This is a genomic window from Streptomyces sp. NPDC059850 (genome assembly GCF_042731515.1).
Lineage (GTDB): Bacteria > Actinomycetota > Actinomycetes > Streptomycetales > Streptomycetaceae > Streptomyces.
On the sequence record NZ_JBHWJI010000060.1, the window covers coordinates 24,442 to 42,224 of the forward strand.

Genomic DNA, 17,783 nt, shown 5'->3' on the forward strand with positions numbered 1-17,783 from the left:
TACTCCGTTCGCCGCATCCGTTCCGAACGGTACTCAGTGGCGCCCTCGAACTCGGGCGTTTTGCCTCAGGTGGCGACGAGTCGCACGAGGTCGTGCAACGAGTCGACCTGCCAATCAGCGGCAGCCGCCTCGGGCCTGCCCGCCCAGAGATGGCCCCAGGGTCCACGCCGCAGATGCGCGGCGCGCAGGCCTGCGGCCTTCGCCGGGCCCGTGTCGTTCGCGGGGTGATCACCGACGTAAACGGTCTCGCCGGGCGCCGCACCCGCAAGCTCCAGAACGCGGGCGAAGAAGCCAGGGTCCGGCTTGGCCACGCCCCACTCGCCCGAGGTGGCGATCGCGTCGACCGGCAGCGCGAGGTCCCGCAGCAACTCTCCGGTACGCGCGGTCTGGTTGCCCGCGATGATGACGCGCGCGCCGCGCTCACGAAGAGCAGCAAGGGCTGGACGTGTATCCGGATAGAGATCGGACTCGTCCAGCCGCTCGTTGACGCCGCTGGCCTCCATGGCGGCTCGCTCGGCAGGGATGTCGATACCGGGCCGGACGAGCCGCAGCGCCTCCGCGTTGTCACGCCCCTGCGCCACGACCGCCCCGACCAGGGCCGAGAGGGTGTGCCGGGGAACGCCCAACCAGTCGGCCCACACCGCCCAGCCACGGTCATCCCGGATCAAGGTCTCGCCGACGTCGAGCACCACCGCGCGAATCATTCGGGCAGCCTGCGTGGGGACCCGGCCGCCGCAGAGACTCCGGCCGGACCACCCCCGCCTGCGCGGGGACCACGGGGTGCCGCTAGTCGACGAACCGGCCGGATGCGGACCACCCCCGCCTGCGCGGGGACCACGACTGCACCAATCATGCGGGCAGCGTAGAACACGGCTCACCCCGCCAGCGCGGGGACCACCCGATTTGTGCGGCTCCCACCTCCGGTCGCACCGGACCACCCCCGCCTGCGCGGGGAACACCGCAACGTGACGGTGAAGGACTGCGCCGAGGACGGACCACCCCCGCCTGCGCGGGGAACACAGAGAGAGCCGCGCGAGATCCATGTACCCGAACGGACCACCCCCGCCTGCGCGGGGAACACCCGTGGCACCGCGTGGGAATCCACGTGGACTGCGGACCACCCCCGCCTGCGCGGGGAACACGCGGCTGAACCTCGTCCGCGGCATCGTGACCGTGGACCACCCCCGCCTGCGCGGGGAACACGACGGACGGGTCCTCGACAGTGAAGTCGTGGACGGACCACCCCCGCCTGCGCGGGGAACACGAAGACCTCCACAGTTTCACGGCTCGCCTGGTCGGACCACCCCCGCCTGCGCGGGGAACACCTCCGGAGTCAGCGTCCGGCGCTGAGCGACGACGGACCACCCCCGCCTGCGCGGGGAACACCTGCGCACCCCGGTGCCCTGGAACGACTTCTGCGGACCACCCCCGCCTGCGCGGGGAACACGCCTCGATCGGGGTTGCGGGGGCGTCGCCGTACGGACCACCCCCGCCTGCGCGGGGAACACCCGAATGGTGGGGAGGTGGAAGAGGTCTCCGGCGGACCACCCCCGCCTGCGCGGGGAACACGCGCGGTCGGCCTCGGCCAGCGCCTCCCACAGCGGACCACCCCCGCCTGCGCGGGGAACACTGAGCGTGGTCACCTGCTGCTGCTCCTTCGTCCGGACCACCCCCGCCTGCGCGGGGAACACGCAGTAGTCGCGGCCACTGGTCGTCATCCAGCCGGACCACCCCCGCCTGCGCGGGGAACACCCTTCGCGACCTGCGGATTCAGAAGCCCTTTGCGGGTTCTTGACCAAGTGCCTTCATCTCCCGCTCATGATGGCAGACACACCTCGCCACGCGCCGGGAGTCAGGCACCCGTTGGCGTGATGCAAGCAGGGAGGAGCGTGTCGGGCATCGCTGGGGTGGCTGCACGGGAAGGGAGGCGTGGGTTGGCGGGGTGGCCCTCAGCGCGGGCCGGGCGGGGGAGTCAACGCCAGCACGTGTGCTGAGGCTTGGCTTCGCGCGCGAACCATAGTGGGTGGTTGCAGGCTCGGGGGATCTTTTTCGGTTTCTGCCCGTACTGCTCTTCCAGTACCCAAAGCTGTGCGGACCGGTACGTAACGCAGAACACGCGAGGCCGGAGTGTGCGCATGCAGAAGGGGGCGAGGCCGTGATCGATACGCGGTTGTGGGGGAAGTCCAAGGGGCTGGAGAAGCCCTACCCGGTCATTGGGCATCTCGTGGACACGGCCATGGTCGCCGGGGCCGTGTGGGACGCCGTGCTGGCGGCCCCGCAACGTGAGGCGATATCCGACGCGTTGAAGGTGCCGACGGTCGAGGCCAGGCGGCTGGTGATGTTCTGGGCGGGGCTGCACGACATCGGAAAGATCCTGCCGCGGTTCCAGGACATGGCGGTCCCGGACAGTCCCGGACACTGCGCGTTTCTCGGCGAGGACACGTACGCGCACGACCGCCGGAACGACAGCCAGGCGCGGAAGATCCGCCATGAGGCCGCCACGAACCGGGCGCTCCCGCAGCTCCTGGCGGCGCTCGGGTATCCGGCTTCCGGGCGGCCTGCCAGCCTGTTGCTCACGCAGGTGGCCCAAATGCTCGGCGGGCATCACGGTCGGTATCCCGAAGCCGCCGAGGCACGCGACATCCGCGACCCGTTGGGCAACCTTCCCGAGCTGGGGGTCGGCGGCTGGGCCGAGCAGCGACGCGAGCATGTGGCCGCTCTTCATGACGTACTGGGGCGGCCGGAGACGCCCACAGTACGAGCCATGCCGGTGGAATTGGCGGTGACCATCGCGGGGGTGGTCATCGTCTCTGACTGGCTGGCGAGCCAGGAACATGTCGTCTCCGCTCAACAGGCCGCAGCGGACGCTGACGTTGACGGGGAAGAGGGTGGGGAAAGGATCCTGGCGTCCCCGGCGTCGTTGGTCGCCCACGCCCGACGGGCGTCAACCGTAGCGCCCTCCCTCATCACAGATGCAGGCCTGGGGCGGGCGGACTTCCGGCTCCAGGGGTTCACCGGGCTGTTCCCGGAGATCGATCGGCCCTACTCGTTGCAGACGAGCATCGATGAGGCGTTGCCCGGGGCCGTGCACGGCCCCGGCGTACTGCTCGTGACCGCGCCGCCCGGAGAAGGGAAGACGGAGGTCGCGCTGTACGCCGCGACGGTGATGGGCGCGGCGTCCGGCAGAAGCGGGCTGTTCTTCGCGCTGCCGACCCAGGCCACGGCCAACCAGATGTACCACCGCGTCGTCGGATTCGCCGAGCGGAATCTGCTGGACCCGGCACAAGTGACCCTGCTTCACGGCGCCGCCGACCTCTACGAGCCGTACGCCGAACAGCCGCCGCACGACGCGCCGGGCGAGGGCGACGCCGAGCCCCGCGTGCTGTCAGAACACGAGGACGAACCACGAGAAGCGACCGCCATGTCCGTCGTGGCCAGCCGCTGGCTGCGGTCTCGTGGCCGTGGCGTCCTCGCCCCGATCGCCGTCGGGAGCGTCGACCAGATCCTGATGGGCGTTCTGCCCTTGAAGCGGAACGCCCTGCGCCACCTGGGACTCTCCGGCAAGACGGTGGTCATCGACGAGGCCCACGCCTATGACGCGTACACCCACGCATTGCTCCTGCGGCTGCTGACCTGGCTGGGTGCCATGGGCGTGCCGGTGGTGTTGCTCTCGGCCACGGTCACCGGCGAGACGGCTAAGGGCCTGGTGGAGGCGTACCTGTCGGGGACCGGCCGCACCCCCGGCACGTACCGGCTTCCGCCGCCGTCCTACCCGGGCTGGATGTACGTTGACGCGCGAAGCGGTGCGGTGACCGTGCCCGAGAAGGGGGTGGGGAGCGAGCGGAGGCAGGATCTGAGCGTGTGCGTCCTGCCGGTCACCCACACCTACGACACCACCGTGGCGGACGGACGGCTCGCCGCGCTGATCGCGGAACTCCGGGGCGTGACGGAAGACGGTGGCTGCGCGGCGGTGATCTGCACCACCGTCGCCGAGGCGCAGAAGACCTACGAGGCGCTGCGCGAGCACTACGCGACGCTCTACGGCCCCGATTACGCGGGCTGGGACGACCGTTCGTCCGAGGACGCGGTGCGGAACGACGCCGAGGCGGGGCCGCGGCTGCGGCTGCTGCACGCCCGCTTCCCCGCCCGTCGCAGGGCCGCGCTCACTGCGGAAGTAGAGAGCTGGTTCGGCCGGGTCGGGAAACCGGGCGTACGGCGGCCAGAGCCTCCGCGCGGTGCCGTGCTCGTCTCCACCCAGGTCATCGAGCAGTCCCTTGACCTCGACTTCGACCTGATCGTCTCCGACCTCGCGCCGATGGCCCTGCTGTTGCAGCGCGCGGGCCGGGTCTGGCGGCACTCCGCGCCCGCCCCGGCGCGCCCGGCCTGGTGCGAAGGCCCCCGGCTCGCGGTGCTCGCCCCGGTCGGGGGCGACGGGAGCCTGCTGCCACCGGCCGCCTGGGGTGACGTATACGCTCCGTCTTTGCTCCAGCGCACGCTGGAGCTGCTGGAGCGGCGGGGAGTCGAGCCGGTCCGGGTGCCGGAGGATGTGCAGCGGCTGGTCGATGACGTGTATGACGAGGAGTTCGCCTCCACCGACCCCGATGCGCTGATGCAGCGGGACATCGACCGCCTCAGCGACGACATGGCGCGCGCCGGTCTCGCGGGGATGGTCATGCTGCCGCCGCCCGAGAGGGTCGTGTCTCTGTACGAGTTGACCACCAGCGAGGCGGACGAGGATCTGATCGCCACCCGACTCGGGGCCGAAACAGTCCAGTTGCTGTCGGTCTTCGACGACGGTTCCGGGGTGCGCTGGCTGGACGCGGCGTGCACGATTCCGTTGCCGACTTCGGGGAGTCGACGCGACGGCCGGTTCACCCGCGCCGAGATCCGCGCGCTGCTGGGGCATGTGGTGCCCCTCGCCCACGGATCGTGGCGGCAGGCATGCGCCAGGGCGCACGAACCCCCGGACGCCTGGCTCAAGGAACCACCGCTGGCCCGCCTGGTCCTGCTGCCGCATCGGATCACCGACGGGGGAGTTCCGGCCGGGGCGGTCCTGGGAGATCGACTGCTGACGCTCGACCATGCGCTGGGGCTCGTCGTCCGCAAGACGGCGTAACCTGCTCGCGCATCTCAGCATCTTGGGTCCAAATGGGCTGTGATCACGCGGAGTTATCCGTAAGGTCATGGATGTCCGGATCGGGCCCCCTGGTCGCCAGCCAGGGGAGTCCCGTCATCAGCCCCCGCCTTCGCGGGGAGAGGGGCGCATCCTCCGGCGCTCGCCCATCTCAGCATCGGGCCACCTCCGCCTGCGCGGAGGCCTCAAATCTACGGCATCGCGCTGCCCGAGCGCGTCCATCGCACACGCTCTTCATCAATCGAGGTGCATCCTCGCCATGCCCGCCCACCCCCACCACGACGACCACGACCACTTCGACCTCCGCACACGCCCCTGGATTCCGGTCCGTACGAGGGACGGCGGAGGGGCCAGCGTCAGCCTGCGCGAGCTCTTCCTCAGCGCGCACCAGATCGACGGTCTCAGCGTGGCCCTTCCACCGGCCGCCTCGGGCCTGATGCGCATCCTGTGCGCGATGGCCGCACGCATCACCGGCCTCGATACGGCGTCGAACACCACCGCCTGGCTCGACCTACGCTACGACCTGCTGGAGGCGGCGCAGCGTTTCGAACCGGCCGCGGTCGACGCGTACTTCACCCGGCACGCCAGTCGGCTCCGCCTCCACGATCCCGTCCGGCCGTTCCTACAGGACCCTCGGCTGGCCGACGAGTGCCCCAGCAGCTCGGGCGTCAACAAGCTGGTCATGGCTCGTCCCGCAGGGAGCAACCAGGTCTTCTTCGGGCACTTCACCGACGCCGAGCAGGTGGCCATCCCCTCCGCCGATGCCGCCCTGCACCTCATCACCCAGCTCTACTACGGCCCGTCCGGCCAGTGCACACCGCGCATCGTCTCCGGCAAGCGGTTCGGGAACTCCTTCGCCGGGCCGCTGCGCAAGGCGATGTCGTACCACCCGGAGGGCCGGTCGCTGTTCGAGACGCTGCTGCTCGGCATCCCGGCCCTCAGCACCTGGCCCCAGCCGGGCGGGGCAGGAGCGGTCGGTGGGACCGGGGGAGCGGCGGTGACGGACGCTTGCCCATGGGAACGCGCAGAACTCCCGGACCCGTTGGCCCCTCCTTCCGGCGCGGTCGGCCCGCTAACGGCCCTCACCGAGCAGCACCAGCACGCCATCCTGCTCCAGCCCGGACCGGACGGCGAGAGTGTCGTGGACGCCACGATCACCTGGGCGTTCCGTACTTCCCGCGCCGTATCGCACACCGACGCGTACCTGATCTGGGACGAGGGCAAGGACGGCACGCTGCGCCCCCGCGAGGCCGCTGCCGAGCGGTCGCTGTGGCGAGACCTGGACGCGCTCGTCCTGCTGAAGCGGGGCGACGGAGGGAAGCGGCCGCTCGTCCTGGACGGCCTGGTCGGCGGGCAGATCCCGGAAGCCTCCCTGCGCGCGCTGCGCATGTGCGCGTACGGCTTCGACCAGGACGGCCAGACCCGGGACCGCACCTATTTCAGCGCGACCACACCCGACCTCTTCGCCCTGCTCGAATCCTCGGACGAGTCGGTGGACAACGCCCTCGCGCTCGGGGCGAAAGAGGGACGTGAGGCAGCCGAAAAGGCCGCGGAGCGCTTGGCGTACGCGCTGCGCGTCGCCTGGCGCTCGTACACGACCCCGTTCACCGACGACAAGCCGGGCAGGAAGGACAAGGATGCTGGCCCCTGGCCCGGTGGGGCGCTGGCGGCGTACTGGCCGGTGGCGGAGGAGCGCTTCTGGGACTCCCTGGACGCCCGGGACTTCACCCACGCGATGCGGACGTTCGGCCGTCTGGCCCTGCGCGTGTACGACGACGTGACCAGGCCGGTCGCCGGTACCCCACGCGGCGCGAAGGCCCGCGAGGACGCCCGGGGGCTGGTACGCAGCCTCCTCGGGCGAGTCGACCAGCTGCCCCGCCACCCCGCAGGGACCGCGGGGCTCATAGGGACCCCAGGGGCATCGGACAAGGAGAAGACACGAGCATGACCACGACCACGACTGCCCCAGGGGACACCGGGGATGCGACCCTTCCCGCACCTCGAAACTCCTCACTGGACCGCTACGACACCTTCGTGGCCAACGTCCTCGCCCAGTGCGCCGACCCCGGAACCCAGCAAGCCCTCCGGCGCGGGCTGGCCAAACCCGTGGACGAGGTGCCCGCCCGCACCCACGCGGCTCTGCTGCGCCATGGCCTGGTCCCGGACGAGGCGAAAGGGGCCAGGAAACGGGCCTATTACGCGGTGGCCGCCCTCATCGCGGCCCGCCCCCGGGCCCAGCGCACGGCGGAGGCCGACGGCGCCGAGGTGGCCCAGACCGCAACGCCACTCGGCAGCCCCGCCACCGCCGGATTCCGGCCCTCCGGCACGAGCTTGGGCGAGAGCCTGGCGTTGGCCGTCACACGCCAGGACACCGACGGTCTCAAGGAGGGTGGTGTGGAGTCCCGGCTCCACCTGATGGTCCGGCAGGAGACCGGTGGCCTTCACCGGATGCTCCCGGCCGTGCTCCGCCAATTGGGCTCCGCCGGTGTCGCGGCCGACTACGCCTGCCTCCTCCGCGACCTGATCGCGTGGGAGTACGGCCGTGACCAGGTGGCGACCCGGTGGCTGGAGGGCTTCTACCGCACCCTGCGACGTGAGAAGGCCGCCGCGACCGAAGGCAAGGCGGAGGACAAAGTCCGGTCCGCCTGAACCCCTCGCCCGTACCCCTCTGCTCCACTGAAAGGACCACCCGCGATGACCGCATCCGCCGCCTCGGCGAAGACGTCCGGCGCACCCCGCTTCCTGGACATCCACATCACCCAGACGCTCCCGTACAGCAACGTCAACCGCGACGATCTCGGCTCGCCCAAGACCGTCACCTTCGGCGGCACCACCCGCACCCGGGTCTCCAGCCAGGCGTGGAAGCGGCCCACCCGGCTCGCCGTGGAGGAGCACATCGGCCAGCAGGCCTTACGGACCCGCCGTCTGCCCCAGCAGGTCGCCGGGGAGCTGGAGACCGAGCGCGGCTGGCCCGCCGACCTCGCCGCCCTCGCAGGCGCGCAGGTCATCCGCTCCACCGAGTCCAAGCTCGCGCTGGAGAAGGGCGACACGACCACCGCCTCCCTGCTTTTCCTGCCAGACACCGCGGCAGCCGCGCTCGCCGACATCGCCGAGCAGCACCGGGAGGCGCTTGAGAAGGCGCTCGGCAACAAGGCCGCCTCCGCCAAGGCACTGCTGCCCAAGGACGCGGTGCATGATGTGCTGCGCTCCCGCAACGGCTCCATCGCGCTCTTCGGCCGCATGCTCGCCGAGATCCCCGGGGCCGGAGTGGACGGCGCGGTCCAGGTCGCCCACGCCTTCACCACCCACAGCACCTCCGTCCAGGCGGACTTCTTCACGGCGGTCGACGACGCCGACCAGTGGGCCACGGACGCGGGCAGCGCGCACATGAACACCGGCGAGTACAGCAGTGGCGTCTTCTACCGTTACGCCACCCTCGACCTCCGCGACCTCGCCAAGAACATCCCGGAACCCGACACCGCACGCACCCTCGCCACGGCCTTCGCCACCGCGTTCATCAACACCCTGCCGTCGGCCAAGAAGAACTCCACCGCCCCGCACACCGTCCCTGACCTGGTGCATATCTGCGTCCGCGCCGACCGGCCGCTCTCCCTCGCCGCCGCCTTCGAGAAGCCGGTGCAGGCTTGGTCGGACGGCTGGGCAAGCTCTTCCCGCGATGCCCTCAGCGACTACGCCACCCGGGTCCACCGACTCCTCGGTGACACCGGGCTGATCCACAGCGCGTACGCCTCCGTTGACGAAAAGGCCCGGGACGGGCTCGGCGAGCAGTCCGCCTCCTACCCCGAGCTGGTCGCCGGAGCCGTTGCCGCCGTCTGGCCCGCGGAAGGGACCGACCGGACGTGACCGGGTTCCTGTTGCAGCTCGGCGGGCCGCTCCAGTCCTGGGGCGAGCACAGCGCCTTCACCGATCGCGACACGGTGGCGCACCCCACCCGCTCGGGTCTGATCGGGATGTTCGCCTCCGCCTTGGGCATCCCGCGCGCCGACGCGACCGTGTCCCCGGCGGCCGTCCCGGACGCCGGGGACACGCCGGACTTCGCCCGGCTCACCCGGCTCCGCTTCACCGTACGGACCGACCGCCCCGGCGTCCGGCTGCGTGACTTCCACACCGTGGGCGGCGGATACCCCCAGCATCGGACCGTCCCCACCGCCAAGGGCGCTCGGCGCAGCGGCGATACGGCGACCATCGTCTCCCGCCGCCACTATCTGAGCGATGCCGTCTTCACCGTCGCGGTCACCGCTTCCCAGCCGGACGCGCCTCTCCTCACCGCCTGCGCCGAGGCGCTGGCGGCCCCGCGCTGGCCGCTCCACCTGGGCCGCCGCTCCTGCCCGCCCGGCGCGCTGCTCCTGCTCCGTACCGGCGTCCTCGACCCGGTCGCGGAACTCGACCGCGTCCCCCTCGCCCGGCAGGTTCCGTGGGCCTCGGCGGAGGGCGCCGATGAGGAGGCCACCGTCCTGGTGCGTTTCACGGCGGACGTGCCGTTCCCGCCGGGGCCCGGGGACGCACCGTCCAGCCGGACCTCCGTCACCACGCTGAACGACGAGCCGATCCGCCTCACCGCGCGCGACCGTACATACCACGCGCGCCCCTCGTACACCACCAGCCGCAGGCTGCCCGCCGACCTGTGCGGCGGGTACGGCTCGGAATACCTCGACGCTCTCGACGCCTACCTGCACGCTCCGCGTCCCGGAGGAAACGAAGGAAAGGCCCCATGACCACCACAGCCTCTCCCGAAACGGCTGCCGCTGCCGAGCAGGCATGGCTGACCCGGCTCATGCTCAACCTGGGCAGCAGGCAGGTCCAGCACGACCTGCGCAACGCCGCAGCCCTCCACCGCCGCGTCATGACGCTCGTCCCCAGCGGGCTCGGCGATGCCCCGCGAGCCCGGGCCGGGGTCCTCTTCCGGCTCGACACCGACGGCATCGGCGCCCCCGTCCTCCTCGTCCAGACCCAGCTGCCACCGGACCCGGCCCTGCTGCCCACCGGCTACGCGCAAGCGCAGACCCGCATGATGCACGGCATGTTCGCGGCCCTGCGGCCCGGGACGCCGGTCCGCTACCGCTTCCTCGGCAACGCCGTACGACGCTGCGGCCGCAACAGCACCGCCGGCAAGTGGAAGCAGGCCATCCCGCTGTACGGAGATGACGCCGACCGATGGTGGGCCGACCGCGCGGCTGCCGCCGGACTGGACCTGCACACCGTCCTCTCCCGAAGCGCCGACGCCCCCACCGCCTGGCACCAGCCCAAGCAGCACGACAAGGGCCGCTCTCAGCCGAAGGAGACCGTCCGCGTTGCCCATGCGGCGATCCTCTTCGAGGGCGCCGCCACCGTCCGCGACCCCGCCGCGCTGCGCGGCGCTCTGCTGCACGGCATCGGCCGCGGCAAGTCCTACGGCTGCGGGCTGCTCAGCCTCGCCCCTGGCGCACGGGAGGCATGACGCGCCCCATGGCCGCCACCCAGCACACGAAGTCCTCCGCGCGGCGTCGGATCGCCGCTCCGACCCTCGCGATGCTGCCACGCATCGGCGACTCCTTGTCCTTCCTCTACGCGGATGTCGTACGCATCGTGCAGGACGACACCGGGGTCTGCGCCGAAACAACCTCCGCCGACGGTGACGTGACCCGCGTCTACCTCCCGACGTCGGCGCTCTCCTGCCTGCTGCTCGGCCCCGGCACCTCCATCACTCAACCTGCCCTCGCCACCTTCGCCCGCCACGGCACGAGTGTCGTGTGTACCGGCTCCGGCGGCGTCCGTTGCTACTCCGCCACCACACCCGACTCGCTCACCACCCGCTGGCTTGAGCACCAGGTCCACCAGTGGAGCGATCCGGAACGCCGTCTGGCAGTAGCCCGGCGGATGTACCTCATGCGGTTCAAGATGCCGGTGTCCGCCTCCAGTACCGTGCAGCAACTGCGCGGCATGGAGGGCCAACGGATGAAGGCCCTGTACAAACTTCTCGCCCAGCAGCACCGCATCGGCCGCTTCCGCCGCGCCTACGACCCCGCCTCCTGGGACGACCAGGACCCGGTCAACACCGCCCTGTCCTCGGCCAACACCTGCCTCTACGGCATCGTCCACGCCGCGCTCGTCGCCCTGGGCTGCTCGCCCGCGCTCGGCTTCGTTCACCAGGGGGCGCAACACGCCTTCGTCTACGACATCGCTGACCTGTACAAGGCCGAGCTGACCGTGCCCCTCGCGTTCTCCCTGCACGACTCGACGCAGCCCGAAGGCGACGCGCGACGGCGGTTCCGGGAAGGGCTACGGCTCTTCAAGCTGCTGCCGAGGATTGTGGCCGACGTCCAGACCCTGCTCGCGCCCGACGAGGCCGAGCCCCTGCCGGACGGGCACTCCGTCGACATGGTCAGCCTCTGGGATCCCGTGGCGGGCTCCGTACCCGCTGGCGTCAACTACGCGAACCCCGAATGAGGCGCTGCCGCCGCATGGAGAACACATGCCGTCCATGACCGTCCTCGCCACCACCGCCGTCCCCGACCACGTCCGGGGTGCCCTGACCCGCTGGATGATCGAGCCGACCCCAGGTTTCTACGTCGGCACCCTCTCGGCCCGCGTCCGCGACGAGCTGTGGTCCGTCGTAAGCGCCTCGATCGGCCCCGGGGCGGCGGTCCTCATCCACCCCGAAGCCAACGAACAAGGCTTCACCCTCCAGACGGCGGGCGAACGCCGCCGCGTCCCGGTCGACTTCGACGGTCTCGCGTTGGTGGCGTTCCGCCCGGATGAATGCCAAGAAACAGCAAAGCCCCTCTAGAGTCGCAGGTCAGAAAGGTTCCCCATGCAGGTGGGGGTGGTCCGGCGGGCTGAGCCATGCTGCCGCTCATCGCCGGGTGCTCCCCACGCAGGTGGGGGTGGTCCGACCGATCGCGAACTGCCTGTCATCCGCCTCACGTGCTCCCACGCAGGTGGGGGTGGTCCGTTCTTGGGCCAGGCAAGGACGACCGGCCAACCGTGTTCTCCGCGCAGGCGGAGGTGGCCCGGAGGCCGCGTGGGCATCCTCGGGGTCCATGCCGCGCTCCCCGCGCAAGCCCGGGGCGCCCCGGGCGCACCGCCTACGGTACCTACGGGGTCGGGGTTTCTGTAGGAAGTCGACAGGGTCGGCTACGCGCCCCTGTGCGCGCTCGATTCTCCGAACCCATCCGTAGCCCGGTAGTTTTTCCGCACGAGGGTCGACACACGTACGGACACAGCGTGGGGTCGAGCACGACATCTACAAGAGAGGGTGGTCCCTTGAGCCGCTCGGTTCTCGTCACCGGAGGCAACCGCGGCATCGGCCTCGCCATCGCCCGGGCCTTCGCCGACGCAGGCGACAAGGTCGCCATCACCTATCGGTCCGGTGAGCCGCCGGCCGGCTTCCTCGCGGTGAAGTGCGACATCACCGAGCCCGAGCAGGTCGAGCAGGCGTACAAGGAGATCGAGGAGAAGCACGGCACGGTCGAGGTGCTGGTGGCCAACGCCGGGGTCACCCGTGACCAGCTGCTGATGCGGATGTCGGAGGAGGACTTCTCCGCCGTCCTCGACACCAACCTCACCGGTACGTTCCGCATGGTCAAGCGGGCCAACCGGGGCATGCTGCGGGCCCGTAAGGGGCGCGTGGTGCTGATCTCGTCGGTGGTCGGGCTCATGGGTTCCGCCGGGCAGGCGAACTACGCCGCGTCCAAGGCGGGCCTGGTGGGCTTCGCCCGGTCGCTCGCCCGTGAGCTGGGCTCGCGGAACATCACCGTCAACGTGGTCGCGCCCGGTTTCGTCGACACCGACATGACGCGCGCGCTCAGCGACGAGCAGCGCGACGGCATCGTCAAGCAGGTGCCGCTCGCGCGCTACGCGCAGCCCGAGGAGATCGCCGCCTCGGTCCGCTTCCTGGCCTCCGACGAGGCCGCGTACATCACTGGAGCCGTCATCCCTGTCGACGGCGGATTGGGCATGGGTCACTGAACGTCATGAGTGGAATTCTCGCCGGTAAGCGCATCCTCGTCACGGGCGTCCTCACCGAGTCCTCGATCGCCTTCCACGCCGCGAAGCTCGCCCAGGAGGAGGGCGCCGAGGTCATCCTTACCGGCTTCGGCCGCCTCTCGCTCGTCGAGCGGATCGCCAAGCGGCTGCCCAAGCCCGCCCCGGTCATCGAGCTGGACGTGCAGAACCAGGAGCACCTCGACGGGCTCGCCGACAAGGTGCGCGAGCACCTGGGCGAGGGCGTCGACCTCGACGGGGTCGTGCACTCCATCGCCTTCGGCCCGCAGGGCGCGTTCAACTTCCTGGAGGGCAGCTGGGAGGACGTCGGCACCGCCGTGCACGTCTCGGCGTACTCGCTGAAGGCGCTCACCATGGCCTGCCTGCCGGTCATGCCGCGCGGCGGCTCCATCGTGGGGCTGACCTTCGACGCCCAGTTCGCGTGGCCGAAGTACGACTGGATGGGCGTGGCCAAGGCCGCCCTGGAGTCGACCAGCCGCTACCTCGCCCGCGACCTGGGCGAGAAGAACGTGCGCTGCAACCTGGTCTCGGCCGGGCCCATCAAGTCCATGGCCGCGAAGTCCATCCCGGGCTTCGAGGAGCTGGCGGACGTGTGGAACCACCGGGCCCCGATCGGCTGGGACCTGACCGACCCGGAGCCCGCCGGGCGCGGTGTCGTCGCCCTGCTGTCCGACTGGTTCCCGCGCACCACCGGCGAGATCGTGCACGTCGACGGTGGCGTGCACATGATGGGCGCCTGAGTCCCGGACCCGTCGATACGGCCGCCGTCCCGTCCCGCGCGCAAGCGGGGTACGGGGCGGCGGCCGTTCGTATGGCGGCGTTCACCCGTTCGGAAGAGCGGGCGGGCGCGTGGATGGCGTGGCGCGCAGGGTAGAGGGACCACACGACACCGGCACGACGAGGCACGACACGACAAGGCACGACAGCCCGGCCGAGGAGGTCCTGCCATGCGTACGCCCCGGCGCTTCGCGGCCGCCTCGCTGTTCGCCGCCGCGGTCGGGTGCGTACTCGCCGCCTCCGGCTCCGTCGCGTCCGTCGCGCAGGAACGTCCCCGGCCGCGCGAGGCCGCCTGCGCCACCTCGGTGCGCGGCTCGCACGCCACCGCCAGCTGCTTCAACCCCAACCCGGGCGCCGACCGGGTGCAGCTGCACGTCGAATGCGCCCGCTGGTGGGACCCGGACATGGACAGCCGCCGGGTGGAGGTGGGCCCGGCGCAACACGTGGAGCTGGGCGAGCGTTGCTGGAAGGAGATCCGCAAGGCGTGGGTGAGCCACCGTCGCTGAGCGGCCCGGGCGTACGAGAGCTGGGCGGCCTACGCGTATGAGAGCCGAGCGCCCCGCGCGTACGAGGTCAGTCGGCGTCCGGCGCGAGGCGGCAGGCGAACGGATGGGTGCTCGCCTCGGCCGCCGCCCGCGCCCCGTCCCGCTCCCGGATGGCCTCCACCAGCCGCGCGTGGTCCACGTACGCCTCGGGGCTCAGGCCGCCCGCCACATCGGCGCGCAGGAAGTCCCGTACGACCGACCCCAGGTCCGCGTAGAGCGCCGCCAGCACGTCGTTGTGGGCGGCGGCGACGATCGCCATGTGCAGCGTCGCGTCCGCCTCCACGAACGCCTCCGCTTCGCCGGACTCCCAGGCCCGCTCGCGCCGGTCCAGCTGCGCGTCGATCTGCTTGACGTCCTGCTCGGTACGGCGCTCCGCGGCCAGCTGCGCGGCCTTCGTCTCCAGGGCGCTGCGCAGCTCGGCCACGTGCCGCGGTTCGGCGCTCGCGAAGCGGCGGTGCATCACCCCGGCCAGCTCGCTGGTCGCGAGGACGTACGTACCAGAGCCCTGGCGGATGTCCAGCAGACCGTTGTGCGCCAGCGCGCGCACCGCCTCGCGCACCGTGTTGCGCGCCACCCCGAGCTGTTCGACCAGCTCGGGCTCGGTGGGGATGCGCGAGCCCACCGGCCAGTCGCCCGAGGTGATCTGGGCGCGCAGCTGGGAGATCACCTGATCGGCGAGGGCGGAGCGCTGGGGCGACGTCAGCGGCATGACTCTCCTGTGCCTGGGACTGCTGGGGCTGCGTTCTGCAACGGGTCGTTCCATGATGCCGTCCCGTTGTCATCTCGTGGTCACAGATCAACTGGACAGGCATTCATCCCATGATTCTATGATGGTCGGCATGTCCAACGACGACCTCGCGACGCTCGACGCCGCGGCCCCCGCCCGACGGGACCATGAACAACGCCCCGCGCCCGCGCCCTCGCCGTGGCGCCGTCGCATCGTGGTCGTCGGCCTGCTGCTGGCCGCGCTCAACCTGCGCCCCGCCGTCACCAGCCTGGGACCGCTCCTCAAGGAGGTCCGGGACGACCTCGGCATGAGCGGAACCGTCGCCGGACTGCTCACCTCGATGCCCGCCGCGTGCTTCGCCCTCTTCGGGGTGACCGCGCCCCGGCTGGCCCGCCGCTTCGGGCCCGGAGCCGTCGTCTGCACCGGTCTCGCGGCCATCGCGACGGGCCTGGCGCTGCGCCCGTTCGCGGGCGGGACGGTGGCGTTCCTGTGCGCCAGCGCGCTGGGCCTCGCCGGGATCGCGGTGAGCAACATCCTGATGCCGGTGATCGTCAAGAGCTGGTTCCCGGACCGGGTCGGCTCGATGACCGGCCTCTACTCCATGGGCCTTTCGCTGGGCACGGCCAGCGCCGCGGCCGCCACGGTGCCCATGACCGACGCGCTGGGCGGCAGCTGGCGGGCCGGGCTCGGGGTGTGGGCGATGCTCGCCGGGGGCGCGATGCTGCCCTGGCTGTTCCTCGCCCGGGGCGGTACGAACCGCGACGAGCGGCCCGAGGCCGCACAGCCCGCGCCGGAGTCCGCCGCCCGGATCACCCGGATCACCCGGAGCCCCACCGCCTGGGCGATGGCGGTCTTCTTCGGCCTCCAGTCCACCGCCGCGTACATCACCATGGGCTGGATGCCGCAGATCTTCCGCGACGCGGGGGTCTCCGCCTCCACCTCCGGGGTGCTGCTCGCGGTCATCATGGCCATGGGCGTCCCGCTGGCGTTCGTGCTGCCCCGGGCGGCTGCCCGGCTGCGCAACCAGGGCGTGCTGGCCGTGGTCCTCGGCGTCTGCGGGCTCATCGGCTACGCGGGGCTGTGGCTGGCCCCGGCCGAGGGCGCCTGGGTGTGGGCCGTCCTGCTCGGCGTCGCCAACTGCGCCTTCCCGCTCGCCCTCACCATGATCGGCATGCGGGCGAGGACCAGCGCGGGCGTGGTCCGGCTCTCCGCCTTCGCCCAGAGCACCGGCTATCTGCTGTCCATCCCGGGCCCGCTGCTGGTCGGCACGCTGTACCAGCACAGCGGCGGCTGGGGGCCGCCGCTCGCGCTGATGGCCGGGCTGATGGTGCCGCAGATCGTGACGGGCCTGCTGGCCGGGCGTGACCGTACCCTCGAGGACGAGATCTGACCGGCGGGTGGGACACTGGCCCCATGCCAGTGCTCGATGAGAACCCGCAGGACGGCCAGAAGAAGTTCCTCCTCATCCTGGGCGTGATGTTCGGGATCACGGTGGTCATCGGCGTGGTCGCCACCATCGCCTCACCCTGAGCCCCGCCTCACCCTGAGCCCCGCTCCCGCCGCCCGGGGGTGGGGCTGGCCCCACCATCCCCTAGGGGGTGAGGGTCAGGGGGAACTGGGTGGATCACCGGATGGGAACCGATACCCCCGCTCCGTAGCGTCGAACCATACGAAGCACCACGGTTCACCGACCCGGAGGCGATCCCCATGTCCGCCCGCACCCACACCCGGCCCGCGACCCCGGCGGACGGCGGCATGGACGTACGGCTGCCCTGGTGGGCCGTCGCGCTGCCCGCCCTCGCCTTCGTGGCGCTGCTGCTCCTGCTCGCCGGGCCCTCCGACGCACACGCCGCGAGCGGGTCCGGCGCCCTCTCGCAGTTCCTGGAACTGCTGCGCCAGACCCTCGGCCGCCTGGGGGCGTGACCGACGGTGTACGAGGGGACCCGTCTGGTGCTCACTTAGGTGAGCACCGTTTCAACACCCTGCGCCTCGCCAGCCGTTTCATGCGAAGCTGGGACGCATGAGCGTCGATGTGCCCCGCAGGATTGTCATTCTCCGACACGCCAAGGCCGACTGGCCCCAGGTGGCAGACCATGAGCGGCCGCTCGCGGAGCGCGGCCGCAAGGACGCCCCACTCGCCGGGCGCCGGCTCACCGAAGCCGGGCTCGTCCCCGAACTCACCCTCTGCTCCACGGCCGTGCGCACCCGGGAGACCTGGAAGCTCGTGGTCCACGAGCTGCCCCAGCGCCCCAAGACGGTCTACGAGGAGCGGCTGTACGACGCCTCGCTCGGCGAACTGATCGCGGTCCTCAACGAGACGTCCGACGACATCACCGACCTGCTGGTGGTCGGCCACAACCCCGGGGTGCACGCCCTCGCCGACGCCCTCGCGGGCCAGGCGGCGGAGGGCACCCGGGAGCGGATGGCCCGCACCGGATTCCCGACCTCGGGCATCGCGGTGGTGTCCTTCAGCGGCTCGTGGAAGTCGGTCGAGCACGGCGTCGGCCGCCTGGACGACTTCTGGGCGCCGCACGAGTAGGACGCCGCCGCGCAACCGCCCGCCTTGCCGAGCAAGGCGGGCGGACGGGGCAGTCAG

Annotated in this window: 17 protein-coding genes and 1 CRISPR repeat array; of the genes, 15 read left to right on the plus strand and 2 right to left on the minus strand. The window is 71.4% G+C overall.

What is annotated here, in order from left to right; translation table 11 throughout:
* Nucleotides 1-65: 65 nt before the first annotated feature.
* Nucleotides 66-704 (minus strand): HAD family hydrolase, encoded by a 639-nt coding sequence (locus tag ACFV9T_RS34895; protein WP_385446529.1) that lies wholly within the window; start codon nt 702-704, stop codon nt 66-68.
* 44 nt (nt 705-748) lie between these two features.
* Nucleotides 749-1,752: direct repeats of the CRISPR family, unit length 29 nt; unit sequence CGGACCACCCCCGCCTGCGCGGGGAACAC.
* Nucleotides 1,753-2,155: 403 nt separating this feature from the next.
* Here ACFV9T_RS34895 and cas3 point away from each other — a divergent pair.
* The 11 genes from cas3 to ACFV9T_RS34950 all read left to right on the plus strand — a co-directional run bounded on the left by cas3 (nt 2,156) and on the right by ACFV9T_RS34950 (nt 14,421).
* The gene (gene cas3, locus ACFV9T_RS34900) at nt 2,156-5,116 is read left to right on the plus strand and encodes a CRISPR-associated helicase Cas3' (RefSeq protein ID WP_385446530.1); all 2,961 of its coding nucleotides are present in this window, start codon (nt 2,156-2,158) and stop codon (nt 5,114-5,116) included.
* 277 nt (nt 5,117-5,393) lie between these two features.
* On the plus strand, nt 5,394-7,082 hold the full coding sequence (gene casA / locus ACFV9T_RS34905; RefSeq protein ID WP_385446531.1) for a type I-E CRISPR-associated protein Cse1/CasA: 1,689 nt from the start codon (nt 5,394-5,396) through the stop codon (nt 7,080-7,082).
* Entirely contained in the window at nt 7,079-7,783 is a 705-nt protein-coding gene (gene casB, locus ACFV9T_RS34910) for a type I-E CRISPR-associated protein Cse2/CasB (RefSeq protein WP_385446532.1), read from the plus strand. Before casA ends, casB begins: the two co-directional genes overlap by 4 nt.
* 45 nt (nt 7,784-7,828) lie before the next feature.
* Nucleotides 7,829-8,998 (plus strand): type I-E CRISPR-associated protein Cas7/Cse4/CasC, encoded by a 1,170-nt coding sequence (cas7e, locus tag ACFV9T_RS34915; RefSeq protein WP_385446533.1) that lies wholly within the window; start codon nt 7,829-7,831, stop codon nt 8,996-8,998.
* Nucleotides 8,995-9,870: a type I-E CRISPR-associated protein Cas5/CasD gene (gene cas5e / locus ACFV9T_RS34920; RefSeq protein ID WP_385446534.1), complete on the plus strand. Its 876-nt coding sequence runs from the start codon at nt 8,995-8,997 to the stop codon at nt 9,868-9,870. The genes cas7e and cas5e overlap by 4 nt, the downstream gene beginning before the upstream one ends.
* Nucleotides 9,867-10,592, plus strand: a complete 726-nt coding sequence (locus ACFV9T_RS34925) for a type I-E CRISPR-associated protein Cas6/Cse3/CasE (protein ID WP_385446535.1) — start codon at nt 9,867-9,869, stop codon at nt 10,590-10,592. Before cas5e ends, ACFV9T_RS34925 begins: the two co-directional genes overlap by 4 nt.
* Entirely contained in the window at nt 10,589-11,581 is a 993-nt protein-coding gene (gene cas1e, locus ACFV9T_RS34930; RefSeq protein ID WP_385446536.1) for a type I-E CRISPR-associated endonuclease Cas1e, read from the plus strand. Before ACFV9T_RS34925 ends, cas1e begins: the two co-directional genes overlap by 4 nt.
* Before the next feature lie 25 nt (nt 11,582-11,606).
* Nucleotides 11,607-11,921: a type I-E CRISPR-associated endoribonuclease Cas2e gene (cas2e, locus tag ACFV9T_RS34935; RefSeq protein ID WP_385446537.1), complete on the plus strand. Its 315-nt coding sequence runs from the start codon at nt 11,607-11,609 to the stop codon at nt 11,919-11,921.
* A 476-nt stretch (nt 11,922-12,397) separates the two neighbouring features.
* Nucleotides 12,398-13,102: a 3-oxoacyl-[acyl-carrier-protein] reductase gene (fabG, locus tag ACFV9T_RS34940; protein ID WP_385446538.1), complete on the plus strand. Its 705-nt coding sequence runs from the start codon at nt 12,398-12,400 to the stop codon at nt 13,100-13,102.
* Nucleotides 13,103-13,107: 5 nt separating this feature from the next.
* Nucleotides 13,108-13,878, plus strand: coding sequence for an enoyl-ACP reductase FabI (gene fabI, locus ACFV9T_RS34945; RefSeq protein WP_385446539.1), 771 nt, complete (start codon nt 13,108-13,110; stop codon nt 13,876-13,878).
* Nucleotides 13,879-14,085: 207 nt separating this feature from the next.
* Entirely contained in the window at nt 14,086-14,421 is a 336-nt protein-coding gene (locus tag ACFV9T_RS34950) for a hypothetical protein (protein WP_385446540.1), read from the plus strand.
* Between the two features lie 67 nt (nt 14,422-14,488).
* Here the strand turns inward: ACFV9T_RS34950 and ACFV9T_RS34955 are convergent, their stop codons facing one another.
* On the minus strand, nt 14,489-15,169 hold the full coding sequence (locus ACFV9T_RS34955; protein WP_385446541.1) for a FadR/GntR family transcriptional regulator: 681 nt from the start codon (nt 15,167-15,169) through the stop codon (nt 14,489-14,491).
* Between the two features lie 130 nt (nt 15,170-15,299).
* Here ACFV9T_RS34955 and ACFV9T_RS34960 point away from each other — a divergent pair, with 130 nt between their 5' ends.
* From ACFV9T_RS34960 to ACFV9T_RS34975, 4 genes are all read left to right on the plus strand, one after another.
* Nucleotides 15,300-16,577 (plus strand): CynX/NimT family MFS transporter, encoded by a 1,278-nt coding sequence (locus ACFV9T_RS34960; RefSeq protein ID WP_385446542.1) that lies wholly within the window; start codon nt 15,300-15,302, stop codon nt 16,575-16,577.
* A gap of 23 nt (nt 16,578-16,600) precedes the next feature.
* Nucleotides 16,601-16,717 carry an SGM_5486 family transporter-associated protein gene (locus ACFV9T_RS34965; RefSeq protein ID WP_385446543.1) on the plus strand — a complete coding sequence of 39 codons (117 nt, stop codon included), beginning with the start codon at nt 16,601-16,603 and terminating at the stop codon, nt 16,715-16,717.
* Nucleotides 16,718-16,894: 177 nt separating this feature from the next.
* Nucleotides 16,895-17,110 carry a hypothetical protein gene (locus ACFV9T_RS34970; protein WP_385446544.1) on the plus strand — a complete coding sequence of 72 codons (216 nt, stop codon included), beginning with the start codon at nt 16,895-16,897 and terminating at the stop codon, nt 17,108-17,110.
* Between the two features lie 97 nt (nt 17,111-17,207).
* A complete protein-coding gene (locus tag ACFV9T_RS34975; RefSeq protein ID WP_385446545.1) occupies nt 17,208-17,726 on the plus strand; it encodes a SixA phosphatase family protein in 519 nt (172 codons plus the stop codon).
* Nucleotides 17,727-17,783 lie beyond the last annotated feature (57 nt).

Coding starts and splice junctions, on each gene's coding strand:
- ACFV9T_RS34895 (WP_385446529.1), bottom strand. CDS start 704: ATGATTCGCGCGGTGGTGCTCGACGTCGGCGAGACCTTGATCCGGGAT.
- casA (WP_385446531.1), top strand. CDS start 5,394: ATGCCCGCCCACCCCCACCACGACGACCACGACCACTTCGACCTCCGC.
- casB (WP_385446532.1), top strand. CDS start 7,079: ATGACCACGACCACGACTGCCCCAGGGGACACCGGGGATGCGACCCTT.
- cas7e (WP_385446533.1), top strand. CDS start 7,829: ATGACCGCATCCGCCGCCTCGGCGAAGACGTCCGGCGCACCCCGCTTC.
- ACFV9T_RS34925 (WP_385446535.1), top strand. CDS start 9,867: ATGACCACCACAGCCTCTCCCGAAACGGCTGCCGCTGCCGAGCAGGCA.
- cas1e (WP_385446536.1), top strand. CDS start 10,589: ATGACGCGCCCCATGGCCGCCACCCAGCACACGAAGTCCTCCGCGCGG.
- cas2e (WP_385446537.1), top strand. CDS start 11,607: ATGCCGTCCATGACCGTCCTCGCCACCACCGCCGTCCCCGACCACGTC.
- fabI (WP_385446539.1), top strand. CDS start 13,108: ATGAGTGGAATTCTCGCCGGTAAGCGCATCCTCGTCACGGGCGTCCTC.
- ACFV9T_RS34950 (WP_385446540.1), top strand. CDS start 14,086: ATGCGTACGCCCCGGCGCTTCGCGGCCGCCTCGCTGTTCGCCGCCGCG.
- ACFV9T_RS34955 (WP_385446541.1), bottom strand. CDS start 15,169: ATGCCGCTGACGTCGCCCCAGCGCTCCGCCCTCGCCGATCAGGTGATC.
- ACFV9T_RS34960 (WP_385446542.1), top strand. CDS start 15,300: ATGTCCAACGACGACCTCGCGACGCTCGACGCCGCGGCCCCCGCCCGA.
- ACFV9T_RS34965 (WP_385446543.1), top strand. CDS start 16,601: ATGCCAGTGCTCGATGAGAACCCGCAGGACGGCCAGAAGAAGTTCCTC.
- ACFV9T_RS34970 (WP_385446544.1), top strand. CDS start 16,895: ATGTCCGCCCGCACCCACACCCGGCCCGCGACCCCGGCGGACGGCGGC.
- ACFV9T_RS34975 (WP_385446545.1), top strand. CDS start 17,208: ATGAGCGTCGATGTGCCCCGCAGGATTGTCATTCTCCGACACGCCAAG.